Source organism: Catenulispora pinistramenti, assembly GCF_018274385.1.
GTDB classification, from domain to species: domain Bacteria; phylum Actinomycetota; class Actinomycetes; order Streptomycetales; family Catenulisporaceae; genus Catenulispora; species Catenulispora pinistramenti.
Genome location: NZ_JAAFYZ010000273.1, coordinates 1 through 12,590, shown reverse-complemented (window position 1 = coordinate 12,590; position 12,590 = coordinate 1). Strand labels below are relative to the sequence as shown.

General features: G+C 72.2%; 8 protein-coding genes. 4 read left to right on the top strand and 4 right to left on the bottom strand.

Annotated elements, in window-relative coordinates:
• Nucleotides 1-35: 35 nt before the first annotated feature.
• From KGQ19_RS43060 to KGQ19_RS43045, 4 genes are all read right to left on the bottom strand, one after another.
• A complete protein-coding gene (locus KGQ19_RS43060; protein ID WP_212020424.1) occupies nucleotides 36-938 on the bottom strand; it encodes a carbohydrate-binding protein in 903 nt (300 codons plus the stop codon).
• Nucleotides 939-1,035: 97 nt separating this feature from the next.
• Nucleotides 1,036-5,652: an FtsK/SpoIIIE domain-containing protein gene (locus tag KGQ19_RS43055; protein ID WP_212020421.1), complete on the bottom strand. Its 4,617-nt coding sequence runs from the start codon at nucleotides 5,650-5,652 to the stop codon at nucleotides 1,036-1,038.
• A gap of 8 nt (nucleotides 5,653-5,660) precedes the next feature.
• Nucleotides 5,661-6,743, bottom strand: coding sequence for a hypothetical protein (locus KGQ19_RS43050; protein ID WP_212020419.1), 1,083 nt, complete (start codon nucleotides 6,741-6,743; stop codon nucleotides 5,661-5,663).
• Between the two features lie 35 nt (nucleotides 6,744-6,778).
• On the bottom strand, nucleotides 6,779-7,330 hold the full coding sequence (locus tag KGQ19_RS43045; RefSeq protein ID WP_212020417.1) for a sigma-70 family RNA polymerase sigma factor: 552 nt from the start codon (nucleotides 7,328-7,330) through the stop codon (nucleotides 6,779-6,781).
• Between the two features lie 353 nt (nucleotides 7,331-7,683).
• Here KGQ19_RS43045 and KGQ19_RS43040 point away from each other — a divergent pair, with 353 nt between their 5' ends.
• The 4 genes from KGQ19_RS43040 to KGQ19_RS43025 all read left to right on the top strand — a co-directional run bounded on the left by KGQ19_RS43040 (nucleotide 7,684) and on the right by KGQ19_RS43025 (nucleotide 11,630).
• Nucleotides 7,684-8,559 carry an RICIN domain-containing protein gene (locus tag KGQ19_RS43040; RefSeq protein ID WP_212020415.1) on the top strand — a complete coding sequence of 292 codons (876 nt, stop codon included), beginning with the start codon at nucleotides 7,684-7,686 and terminating at the stop codon, nucleotides 8,557-8,559.
• 67 nt (nucleotides 8,560-8,626) lie between these two features.
• Complete coding sequence (locus KGQ19_RS43035; RefSeq protein ID WP_212020413.1) at nucleotides 8,627-9,967, top strand: sensor histidine kinase; 1,341 nt, start codon at nucleotides 8,627-8,629, stop codon at nucleotides 9,965-9,967.
• A gap of 95 nt (nucleotides 9,968-10,062) precedes the next feature.
• A complete protein-coding gene (locus KGQ19_RS43030) occupies nucleotides 10,063-10,710 on the top strand; it encodes a response regulator transcription factor (RefSeq protein WP_212020426.1) in 648 nt (215 codons plus the stop codon).
• Between the two features lie 116 nt (nucleotides 10,711-10,826).
• Nucleotides 10,827-11,630: a hypothetical protein gene (locus tag KGQ19_RS43025; RefSeq protein WP_212020411.1), complete on the top strand. Its 804-nt coding sequence runs from the start codon at nucleotides 10,827-10,829 to the stop codon at nucleotides 11,628-11,630.
• The last annotated feature ends 960 nt before the right edge of the window (nucleotides 11,631-12,590 follow it).

Sequence of the window (12,590 nt, the reverse complement as noted above, 5' to 3'; positions counted from 1 at the left end):
AAGAAGCCCCGCCCCGCACCGCACCGCCCCGCCTATCAGTTCCCGAAGCTGAACCAGTGCAGACTGACGAACGGCAGCGGCTGCCCACTGTCGAAGCTCAGGTAGACGTTGTGCACGCCAGTGGTCCGGCTCATGTTCATCTGCACCGTCTGCCAGGTCTGCCAGCCGCCGGTGTTCGCGATCTCGAAGACCGAGACCGGCGCGTTGGTCAGGCTGTCCAGGTGGATCTGCACCTTGCCGCTGATCCCGGCCACCGCCCCGGAGGCGACCCGTGCGAGGAACTGGCTTTGCCCGGCGCCGAAGTCGACCGTCGGGTACTCCGCCCAGGAGCCTTCGGCCAAGTGCCCGAGGTCCTGGCTTCCGCCGCGCGCCGGGTCGTCCGCGCTGGCCTCGGTGGTGACGCCCCAGCACGCGGTGTGTTCGGCGCCCGGGATCGGGAGGGTGGCGCCGCCGGTCCAGCCGGTGCCCGACGCGCAGCCGGCCGGAGGTGCCGAGGTTGGGGCGGAGGTCGGGGGCTTCACCGGCGGCGGCGTGGTGTGGACCGGTGGGTGTGCCGACTGTTTCGGGGACGGCGTCGAGGCCGGGACGGCCGGCCGCGACGTTCCCGGCTGGGGCGGTGCGGCGCTGGAGGCCGGGACCGGCGGGGGCAGGGTGGTGATCGGTGCCGCCGGGGGCGCCGCGGTCTTCCCGCTCGACAGGGGCACTGGTGAGACAGTGGCCTGCGGCACCGACGGGACCGACGGCGCCAGCGTCGGGGCCGGCGATCCGTCCGACGTCGGCGGCACCGAAGTCGTGCCGTCGGCCACCGCCGCGGCCACGTTCGCCGATGGTGCCTGCCGGGACGCGGAGGAGCCGCCGGGGATCAGGATGAGCGTCACGCCCACCACGAGGGCCGCGGCGCCGCCGAGCGCCGCGTGCTTGCGAGTCAGACCGTTCATGTTCCTGTTCTCCTCCGAGGTCCGCCGCGCCGAAGGCGGCGACCGGCGCCTGGTTCGACCGGCGGCTGCTACGACTACTACGACTACTGCAGTGCGCCTACTTCAGTTCCGTATGCGGTATCAACAGCGACATCACGCGGCCGGACTCCGCATCCCCGGTGAGCGCCCGGCCGTACCGCACGGGGCGGCGCACCAGGTCCTGTGGCAGCCGGACCCCGATGCAGTCGCCCTCGGCCAGGCTGGTCGGCGCCAGCAGCACCCCGGTGCGGGCGCGCCGCAGCTCCGAGGCCCAGCCGATGACCGCCTGCACGAACGCCTCGGCCGAGCCCGCGGCCACCATGCCGACGCCCTGGTCCCGGCCGGTGGCGACCAGGTCTCGCAGGGTGTTGTCGGCGGCGGTGTGCAGCAGCAGGTCGGCGTCGTCGATCAGGATCGCCGCCGGGGCGCCGACCTCGGCCAGTGCCTCGGTGATCTCCGGGCCCATCAGCTGCGGGGCCGTCACCACCTGGACCCGCGGTTGGCCGGCCAGGCGTCGCAGTGGCGATTCGCGCGGGGTGAGCACCACCAGTCCGGTTCCGGAGGCCAGCAGCGAGACCGCCATCGTGGCCAGCGCGGTGCTGCGCCCGGAGCCGGCCGGGCCGAGTACGACGGCCCCGCGCGCGGCCAGGTCCACACCGCGCGGTGCCACGTCGTCCCCGCTCAGGCCCAGCAGTGCCCACAGCGGACGCGGCGGCTCGGCCGGCATCCGTTCCCAGGCCTCGGCGAAGGTCAGTGAGGACGGCAGCGGCGCGATCGGGTAGGGGCGCGCCGCCTCCGGCACGCCCTCGTCCCGGTCGCGGGCCGCGGCGCCGATCCGCCGCAGCGCTTCGGCCTGCGCCTGGCCGGACAGGTCGGGGGCGAGCAGGGCTACCTGTGCCTCGATGCAGTCCTGCGAGCGCCAGCCCCGGCCGGCCGGCACAACTGTGGGCAGCTCGGCGTGGCCCATCCCGATCAGCATGTAGTCCGAGCGGTCGTTCATCCGCAGCAGGAACTTGTCCTCGTTCAGGCTGGCGAGCTTGCCGTTGAGCAGCGCGCGGTCCCCGGACAGGATCATGTGCAGCCCGGCCGCCGCGCCCTCCCGGATCAGCTGGGTGATCATGTCGACCAGGCGGCCGTTGTCGAACTCGCCGATCGCGGTGTTCAGCGACTCCCAGGAGTCCACGAACACGGCGATGTGCGCCGGGCGCAGCTCCCCGGGCGGCAGCGCCTCGCGCAGTTCGGCCAAGTTCGCGGCGTTGTGCGTGGTCAGCAGGTCCTGACGCCGGGCCAGCTCGGCGTTCAGCCGGGTCAGCAGCCGCTCGATCCGCTCCCGGTCGGTCCGCTGCACCACCGCCCCGCAGTGCGGCAGGGACTCCAGGACGGACAGCGCGCCGCCGCCGGCGTCGATCCCGTACATGTGCAGGTCGGCCGTGGAGACCGTGCGGGCCAGCGCGCCGGCCAGCGTCCGCAGCGCCTGCGAGCGGCCGGAGCGCGCCGAGCCGATGAAGTACAGGTGGCCGTCGTTGTCGGGGTTGAACACCACCGGCGCCTGCGCCTGCCGCTCGGGACGGTCGTCCAGCGCGTAGCTGACCGGGATCAGCCGGGTGCCGTGGCGGGCCTGCCCGAGCGGACGGACCTGCGGCAGATCGTCGAGCAACAGTTTCGTCGGCAGCGGCGCCAGCCACGGGCTGGGCCCCGGCTCGAAGCCGACCAGCGCGGCCGCTTCGCGGATCGCGTTGACGAGCTCTGACAGGTCGGTCGGCCCGACGTCGGCCAGCGCTCCCAGCGTCCCGGCACCGCCGCCGGCCCCGGCCAGCGCGGTCGGCGGCAGCCGCCGGCCCAGGCGCTGCCAGGGCATCGCGGCCGCGGCGGTGGGCGGCGGCGGGGCGTCGGCGGCTTCGTCCTGGTCCTGGAGCGGCCGCGCGGCGCCGGCGTAGCCGGTCTGGAACGGCACGACCATCTGCTGCCCGAGCCGGGCCAGGGCGCGGCCCGGGGTGGCGGCGGAGATGCCCGCGGCGTCGGAGGTGTCGATGACGTCGCGGCTCTCCGCGCCGTCGGTCATCCGCAGTGAGATGCGCAGGTTCGTGTTGGCCCGGATGTCCGCGGTGACCGCGCCGGCCGGCCGCTGCGTGGCGAGCACCAGGTGCAGGCCCAGCGACCGGCCGCGCTGGGAGATGCTGACCACGCCGGTGACGAACGCCGGGACCTCGCGGGCCAGGGTGGCGAACTCGTCCACCACGATGACCAGGCGGGGCAACGGCGCCAGCTCCGGGTTCCGGGCCCGCATCGCCGCGTACTCCGGGAGGTCCTTGGCGCCGGCCGTGGCCAGTATGTGTTCCCGGCGGCGCAGCTCCGCGCCGAGCGAGATCAGGGCCCGGTCCACGAGATGGTCGTCCAGGTCGGTGACCATGCCCAGGGCGTGCGGCAGCCGGACGCAGTCCCGGAAGGCGCTGCCGCCCTTGTAGTCGACGAGCACGAAGACCAGCTCGTCCGGGCGGTTCGCGGTGGCCAGCGCGGCCACCATGGCCTGCAGGAGCTCGGATTTGCCGGATCCGGTGGTACCGGCGATCAGCGCGTGCGGCCCGTCTGAGACCAGGTCGAAGACCGCCGGGCCGTCGTACCCGGCGCCCAGGACGAACGCCGTGGAGGCCGGCCGGCGCTCCCAGGCGGCGGCGATCCGCTGCGCCTCCGGCGGTTCCAGGCCGAGCAGGTCCAGCAACGCCACCGAGTCCGGCAGGGCGCCGGTGTCCTCGGAGGTGACGTCCCGGATCGGCGCGACGGCCCGGGCGACGGTGTCGCACCACGCGGCGCCGACGCCGTCGGCCCGGACGTCCGGCAGCGGCAGCGCGCCGGCCTGGCGCACGGTCGCGTAGTACCCGTCGGCGCGCGCCACGTCCTCCAGCGTCACAACACCCTTACACTCCTCCGGCAGCAGTCCCTCGCGCCGGTCCAGGCACAGGAAGAAGACCCGGACCCCGGGGCCGTCCTTGAGGATCTGCACCATGCCCGGCACGTCGCGCAGCCGGCGCGCGCCGTCCACGATCACCAGGACGTCCGGGTCGGCGAACATGACGGAGGTGATGGCCGAACCGCGGGCCTGGACCCGGGCGGCGACCACCGCGCCGAGTTCGGCGACCCGGTTGGCGATGGTCTCCGGGTCGTTGCCGACCCGGACCAGCGAGCCGTGGTGCTCCGGGAAGCGGGCGTGCGGGAGCCAGCGCAGCCAGTCCCAGTCCGGTTGGGTCTCGACGTCGGCGAGCAGGTGGATCTGCACGTCGCGCGGGCTCTGCAGGACCCCGGTCTGCACCAGCAGCCAGCGGGCCAGGTCCCGCACGGCCGGGATGGGCCCGGCCAGTCCGGTGACGCCGAGTCCGGCCAGGTCCAGGGACACCGGCGCGGCCGGGACCCGCCAGACCGGGCTGTTCTGCTGGTAGCTGTTGGGCTGGTCGACCACCACCAGGGCCGGCACGGCGGCGGTGCCGACGCGGGCGGTCAGATGGTCGCCGTCGACGCGGCGCCGCTCCCACAGCCGGGTGCCGGGGCCGACGGCGATCAGGCCGAGTGTGGCCGGGTCGGGGCCGGCCTGGTTGCGGGCGGTCCGTTCGGCCTCGACGGCGGCGGTGATCTCCTTCTCGCGCTGGGCCTTCGCCCGGCGGTAGTCGGCCATCGCGGACTTGTGGGTCTTGCGGCCGGTGCGGCGGTCGCTGATCACGTTGGTGATCGCGAAGACCGGGCTGAACAAGGTGAAGATGAGGTAGAAGTAGGAGTGGAACACCAGCACCATGGCGAAGCCCATGATCATCGGGGCCAGCAGGGTGATCAGCGGGAACGGCCGGCGGCTCGGCGGGGCCGGGATGAGCGGCATCCGGAACCGCTCGACCGGCAGCGGCGGCACGATGCGCGGCGGACGGTTGTAGTCCAGGCCCAGACCGCGCTCGGACCGGCGGACGTCGGCGTCGGCTTCGGCCGGGGGCGACAGCCGCAGGACACTGCCGGCGATCTCGAAGTCGTCGTGGACCCGGACGGTGAACTCCCGGGACTGCGACGCCTCGGCGAGTTCTCGCGCTTCTTCCTTCTCAAGCTGCTCGCGGAACTTGCGTTCCCTGCGCTTCTCCTGCTTGACGATCTGTTCCAGCTGCTCGCTCTCCTGCGCGCTGCGGACCGGCCGGACCACCCGGATCGGACCGGCGTGATGGTTTTCGGTGTCGGCGCCGTCGAGCACGCAGACCTGGACCGAGCCGTCGGGGCGGACGGTGAGCCGGGCGATGTGCTCGGCCGGGAAACCCGCCCAGCGCACGGTGCAGTCCGGACCCGACCCCGCGAAGTGGCTGCCCAGCCCCAGGCGCCAGGTGCGGCCGACCGCAGAGCCGCCGACCGCGCGGATCTCCAGCAGCGCCGGCTCCGGGGTCAGGCCGTAGTCCTCGGGGCGCGTCCCGGCGACGCTGTCCAGGACCACGCGCGACCCGTCGCGCAGACCGGTTTCGCCGACCAGGGCGCGCCGGTCGGCGCGGACGCCGTCGATCTCGACGGCGGTGGGGACATACGCGTCGGCGCCGTCCATGTCCTCGTCGAGGGACAGCGCGGCGAGGCGGGCCGCCGCGTCGGCGAGCTCGGAGCCGGGGGCGGCGTCGAGGACGGCGTTGGTGCCGGCGTCGGAGTCGTCACGGAGGCCGTGGACGGTGAGGGCTATGCGCATCGGGGGGTTTAGTCCAGGTCTGTGTTCGTGCCGGCGGCGGAGTCCGCGGCGCTGACGGCGTCGCGGTCGTGCTGCGGTTCGGCCTGCGCGACGAGCAGGGCCTTCGATGAGGGGGACGGTTGGGCGGCCGCTGGGGTTGCGTCGGGGCGCGGCTGGTTGGGGCGCGCCGTTTCGAGGCGGTCCAGGAGGTTGACCGTGGGCCGCTGGGAAGCAGGGAGCTGCGATCCGTCCGTCGGTGCGGCGGCGGTCGACGCCGCTGCTGTCGAGGAGGCCGCGGCGGGTGAGGCGGCGGTGGGCGACCCGGGGCGTGCGGCCGTCCCGGCCTTCGCTTTGGTGGCGTCCGGCCTCTGGGCGGCGTCCGAGGAATCCGGCCTGGCCGCAGCGGGCGGCGCGGCCGGTGCGTCGCGGGATGCGAGCGCCATCGGCAGTTGCGCCGTCTGCACCAGCACGCCGAGGACTCCGGTGTCCAGCTCGCCGTCCGCGGACAGGGTCCACCGCCACTGGGCCCCCTGCGCCGATCCGGCGGCGAACCGGACGGCGTGCCCCAGCGCGTCGCTCTGCCGCTGCAACACCTCCACCAGTCGCGTCACAGCATCCTGATCCCCCTCGACGGAGATCGCGCCCGGGGACTGCGTGGGGTCGATGAACACCAGGGTCTGGCCCCGGGTGCCGATGGCGATGAACGGGTGCCGGCTCGCCGCGTCGGCGTCGGCCAGCCGCTCCCGGGCCGCGGACCGGACCCGGTCGTCGGCCTCGTCGGCGGTCCACGGCCCGGCCGGCGCCGGGGCGTCGATCCCGGCCAGTCGGATCAGGACCGTGTCGGTCTCGATCTCGACGACGTACGGGTCCAGCGTCGCGGCGATCCGCAACAGGCGGGTGTTCTCCGGATCGGCGAGAGCCGCGCCGAACTCCCGGGCCAGGAGTTGGTCGTCCGGCTCCTTGTCCCGCCAGTCGCGGTACCGGCCCGCCGCCTTGGTGACCCCTACGTACGCCAGCAGGCCCACGCCGGCCGCGACGAAGACGTACCCCGCGATGTTCCAGGGTTCGGTGTGCGAACCGGCGGCGAGGAAGGGATGTGTGTACTGGTCCATGTGTCGATCCACTCGCGAGTAGGCGATCGTGCGCACTATGCCGCGCCGCAGTCGGTGAGCACCCGTCGCAGCGCCCGTACCGCGTGGTGGTTCCGGGACTTCACGGTGCCCGCCGGTATACCGAGCACCCGTGCCGTCTCGGTACGCGTGCGACCGAGGCAGTGTACGTGGATGAGCACCTCGCGTTGGTACGGATGCAGGGCGGCCAGGGCGTCGACGACCAGCCGGGTCTGGGAGACCGAGTCGGCCAGGTCCCGCAGGTCCGGCACGTTCGCCACGGTGGCCTCGTCGTTGACTTCCAACGGCCGGGCGCGGTCGCGCCGGCTCATGTCTATGACCAGGTTCCGGGCGACCGTGAACAGCCACGGCCGCAGCGACCCGGGCCGGTCGGCCCCGGTCCGCACCAGGAACCAGGCCCGCAGGAAGGTCTCCTGGACCACGTCCTCGGCCCGGTGCGGGTCATAGGGAATCAGTTGCCGTACATACTGCAGCAGCGGCGTCCTGTGCTGGCGGTACAGGGCCCCGATGGCGGCTTCGGCACCGACCCGCACCTCCGCTTCGTTCTCCGCGACGCCCGAGTCAGGCACGGTCCATCCTCCTGACATACCCGAGAAGGCTTTATTGCGGCACACAGTAGCTGATATCGCGATCATCCAGACCATGTGTGACACGGGACGTTGAGCTTCGCCGACATTGTCGGCACGGCCAGCCTTCCCTGATCATCTTGCGCTGACACGCGGCTCACTTCGACCGTTGTCGATCAGACTTCACGTGATATTCCCTCGGCATAACCCGTTGTTCGCCTACTGCGCGGTTAACGGCCCAGAACGCTGAGGTAACGGCTTGACCGAGGCTCCCGCGAACCCCGAACGTAGTGTTGGCCACCTTCGTCGGGCAGGGTGGCCAAGGTGCGTGCCCAAGGGTCCTCGGAGGGGGAAACGTGAAGTTCCTGACCCAACGCAACGCGGCGGCCAGCGGGTTCGGCCTCGTCGCGGTCGGAGTCGGGCTGGTCCTCGTGCCGGGCGGCAGCTCCGCGAATGCGACTGTCGCGAACGCCGCGGCGAACGTGGCCGAGAACACCAGCACCACCACCGCTTCGGTCGCTCCCCCGGTCCCGGTGGCGAGTTCGTCGGCCGCCGCGCCGTCCTCCGCCCCGGCCAAGCCGGCACCGAGCACGCCGACGCCTTCGCCCACCGGCGCCAAGTCCCCCGACCCCACGTACTCCAGCGGCCCCGGGATCTTCGGCGGCCCGAGTTCCACCCCGTCGTCCTCCCACGCCGCGCCGACCCAGCCTCCGGCCCCGCACCCGACGACCACGTCCAAGCCCTCGCCGCCGCCGGTGCACTCCTCCTCGCCGGCGCCGTCCCCCTCACCGCACCCCACGTCGTCCACCATCCCGGGCACCAATCCCGGAATGGTGATCAACATCGGCGACAAACTGGCGATCGGCGTGGCGGGCAGCAACACCGCGGACGGCTCGCAAATGGTCGTCTGGCACCCCGACCCGAACCTGGTGGACCAGCACTGGCTGCTGAACTGGGCCACCGTCGGGAGCACCGGCGGCATCGACTTCGAGAGCAACCTCACCCACGCCTCGGTCATGGATCTGAACACGGCGAACAACCAAGTCGACCTCTGGCACAGCCTGACCGGCACCAACCAGCTGTGGTGGTTCGCCGACGGGCCCGTGACGGACGAGTTCTACATCCACAACCAGATGACCGGCGGCTGCCTGACGGACAACGGGCTCGGGAACCTGCTGACCGTGGCGCCCTGCGGCACGGGGAACACCGCCCAGCTTTGGACTCTCACGTAGCGCAAGCCGGACCCTTACGTAGCGCAGCCGGGACCCTCAGCCGCTGTGCCCTCACTACCCTTGTCCCATGACCACTCCGTCGCCTCCCGCCGTCCCGGGACGCACGTGGCCGGGCGTCGGCGACGTCGGGCGCGTCGGGCGGCGCGCTGTTGTGGAGTCGCTGTACCTGCTCACGGCTCCGGTGGCGGCGCTGCTCGGGTTGCTGATGGCTGTCGCCGGCTTGTGCGTCGGATCGCTCGGCTTGGTGGTCCCGGGGGCCCGGTCCACGCGGTTGACGTCGGTGGCGTCGGTGCTGGTGCGGTGGCCCGCTGAGCTGGAGCAGTGGCGGATCGGGAAGGTGCGGGGCGGCGCGGTCAGTGGGACGTGGGCCGGCGGGGTACGAGCCGGCGGGCTGCGGGGTGACACGTGGCAGCCGCGGCCGAGTTCGCCCGGCTCCGGCCTGGTGCATGCGGTCCTGGTGGTGCCGGTCGCACTGACGACGTCGGTGGTGACCGGGATGTGGTGGTTCGTGGCCCTCGGTGCGTCCACCTCGATACCGCGCGGCGGCTACGCGGACGGCGGGCGGTTGCCGCCGATCACGCTGAGCGCGGGCGGGAGCACGCACTCGCACATCGACGTGAGCCTCGGGCTGACGTCCCCGGCGCAGCGGCTCACCGTAGGCACCCTGCTCGGCCTGCTGTTGCTGGTCACGCTGCCGCTGATGACGCGCGCGTGCGTCGCCGTCCACGTCGGGGTGTGGCGCTACGCCACCCGCGCACGCCGCGTCGCGGCGGTCCCGGTCCAGACCTCAGCTCTGCACCGCCTCGAACGGGACATCCACGACGGCCCGCAGCAGCGCCTGGTCCGGCTGGCGCTGGAACTGGGCCGCGCACAGCACCACTTCGACAGCCGGCCCGAAACGGTGCGGGAGGCGCTGGCCGACGCGATCGTGCAGGCGCAGGAAGCGCTGGAAGAGCTGCGGACGCTGTCCCGCGGCATCGCCCCGCCGATCCTCGTCGACCGCGGACTGCCGGCGGCGATCACGGCGTTGGCGGCGCGCTCGATCATCCCCGTCGATCTGGATCTGGGCCCAGAGCCGGACGTCGCGGCGCTGAGCTGGCGGCTGGACCCGGCCGTGGAGATCGCGGCCTACTTCGCGATCGCCGAAGCCTTGACCAACGCGGCCAAACACAGCCGGGCGCGCCGGTGCGAGATCGGGCTGCGGCACGATCGGGACCGGCACAACAGCGAAACGGTGCGGGTCTGGGTGACAGACGACGGCATCGGAGGCGCGGCATCGGCCAAGGGACACGGCCTGCGCGGCCTCGACGAACGAGTGCGAGCGGTCGGCGGCCGGCTGCTGGTTCACAGCCCCGAAGGCGGCCCGACGACGATCACCGCGGAACTACCAGCGGAGCTACCACTGTGACTGATCCCGGCATGATGGATTCCGGCATGATGGATCCCGGCATGACAGATCCCGGCACCTTGCCGCCCTCCCCCGAGCCCGCAGCCCGCCGCTCGTTGCGGATCGTCGTCGCCGACGACGCCGTCCTGCTGCGCGAAGGCCTGGTCCGGCTGCTGGCCGAGGAGGGGCACCGGATCGTGGCCACGGTCGGGGACGGGCCGACCCTGGTCGAGGCCGTCCTCCAGCACCGCCCGGACGTGTCGGTGGTCGACGTGCGCATGCCGCCGACCCACACCGACGAGGGCCTGCGCGCGGCCATCACGGTCCGGTCGCAGCTCCCCGGCACACCGGTGCTCGTCCTCAGCCAGTACGTGGAGCCCCGCTACGCGGCCGAACTCCTCGCCGACGGTTTCGGCGCGGTCGGCTATCTGCTGAAGGACCGGGTCGCCAAGGTCGCGGAGTTCCTGGACGCCCTGGACCGGGTCGCCGGCGGCGCGACGGTCTTCGATCCGCAGGTCGTCGCCCAGTTGCTGAGCGGGCAGCGCCGGAACGACCCGCTGGCGGGCCTGACCGCACGCGAGCGGGAACTACTCGCGCTGATGGCCGAGGGCCACTCCAACACGGCCATCGCCCAACGCCTCGTGGTCTCGGCCAGCACGGTCGAGAAGCACATCGGGAACGTGTTCACCAAGCTGGGGCTGCCGCCGGACGATGATGACGTGCACCGGCGGGTGCGCGCCGTCCTGGCCTACCTGAACGCCTGAGTGCTCCTGCTGAATGCCTGAGTGCTCCTGATCGCCGAAAGGTATGGCCAGCCACACCTTCAAGTGTCCGGCGTACCCCGCTGACCCCGCCGCGCCGCTGCGGAACCGTGGACTGCATGATCTCAGCGTCCGAAACGGACAATCCCGCATCCCGACCACCCTCGAGCGCGCCGGCCCGGACCCTGGCCGCGCTCGCCGCCACCGCCCTCGCCCTCGTCGCCGCCTTCGTCCTGGCTCCCGGCCCGCTGGCGGCGGCGACCGGGCCGCGCGGCGACTTCGGCAGTCAGCAGGCGCTCGGCAACGCTTTCGGCAAGGCGTTCGTCGGCTACTGGAACTCCGGCGACCCGCACTTCCCCGCCGGCCTGCAAAGCATCGTCGACTACTGGTTCCGCTACCACGTCGTCAAGGCCGCAGCCGCGTCGGCGCTGCTGGCCGTCCTCATCGCCATCAGCGTTCTGCTACGCCGGTCGGCCGGGGCCCTCGTGGCGATACTCGCGATCGTCGCCGCGGCGCTGGCCATGGCCAACATCCAGGGCGCGCTGGCTCCGTTCTCCTCGCTGCTGCCGATGCTCCCGACCGGCGCACCGCGCGGAGACCTCGCCACCGCCGTCGTCCAGATCAGAGAGCACCTGGCGCACTACCCGAACCAGGGCGGCCCGCCCGCTCCCGCCGTGAAGGTGATGGTCGACGACTTCGGCGTCTACCACGCGGTGGTGGCCGTGGCGACGTCGCTCATCGCGGTCGTCCTCATCACGCTGAGCGTGCTGTCCTGGAAGCGCCGAGCGCAACGCGGCATGATCTGGTTCGGGATCGTCTTCACACTGTCGGCCATCGCCGTGCTCGTCGTCGCCGCGGCGAACATCGCCACGACAGCCGATCCGGCGCCCGCGCTCCTCGCCTTCTTCCAAGGCAGCTGGTGAGGCTGCTCAGGGCTCTGGCCGAAACCAGGCTGGGGTACTAGCCGAAACCAGGCTGGGGTACTGGTGCCGTGTCAGGGAACGCTTGCCTGGGAGTTTTCGCGATGTGGTTCGCGATGTGGTTCGCGGCGTGCCGGTCGGCGGGCGGGATCCGTGGGCGGGCGGAGTCTGCTGGGGGCTTGAGCTTGTGGGCCGGGTTGCGGTTGGGCTGTGGTTTGAAAGGCGATTTTTACGGCCTTCGGTCATAGTTGTGCCGGTTCGGGGTTCGGGTCGGCGAGTTGTGTTTGTCGGCTGCCGGTTTTCGCGTTCACAACCCCGCCCCACCTCAGGCCTCTTCAACTCCGGCAAGTCCGGGCAAGGGCACAGGCCAGATCAAGAGCAAGATCAAGGGCCACAAGCAAGATCAAAGTCAAGAGCTGTGGTGAAGGGCCGGGCCTCCGGCGGGCCTCGGCAACCTCAGGGAAACTTGCGCGGTTCCCTCGGGTGGCCGATCTAGTCTCAGCGGCGGCGGTTTGTGAGGTGGTGCGGTCCGTTCCCCACGGTCGCGTCGGCAGCCCGATGGGTACAGCACCGGTGTCCGGGGGTCAAGTCCGCGCACTTGCGGTTGGGTGCCCGAGCTGCGGTTTTTGATAGCGCGAACTTGACCCCCGGCCACCGGCACTGTAGGCGAAGCCCTGCCGACGCGACCGAGGGGAACGAACCGAAAACCAGCCGGAAGAATGGCAATCGAAGGGACCGACAACGCAGGTCGGCGATACGGCTGCCGGTGAGGGTGCGGCGGCGGGCCGGTGGTCGGTTGGTCGGGGACATGTCCGGGTGCGGTAGGCGGCATGCCTTGGTCGCCAGGGCTATATGCCATCTGGCGGCAGCCATCGTGGCGATGGGTGGCGAGGGCTATATGCCATCCGGCGGTGGCCATCGTGGCGGCCAGGCGAGCCCGCGCCCACACTCGCGCCCGCACCC

Excerpts from the sequence above, each read along its gene's own strand:
- KGQ19_RS43055 (WP_212020421.1), bottom strand. The coding sequence starts at position 5,652 with ATGCGCATAGCCCTCACCGTCCACGGCCTCCGTGACGACTCCGACGCC.
- KGQ19_RS43025 (WP_212020411.1), top strand. The coding sequence starts at position 10,827 with ATGATCTCAGCGTCCGAAACGGACAATCCCGCATCCCGACCACCCTCG.
- KGQ19_RS43060 (WP_212020424.1), bottom strand. The coding sequence starts at position 938 with ATGAACGGTCTGACTCGCAAGCACGCGGCGCTCGGCGGCGCCGCGGCC.
- KGQ19_RS43035 (WP_212020413.1), top strand. The coding sequence starts at position 8,627 with ATGACCACTCCGTCGCCTCCCGCCGTCCCGGGACGCACGTGGCCGGGC.
- KGQ19_RS43050 (WP_212020419.1), bottom strand. The coding sequence starts at position 6,743 with ATGGACCAGTACACACATCCCTTCCTCGCCGCCGGTTCGCACACCGAA.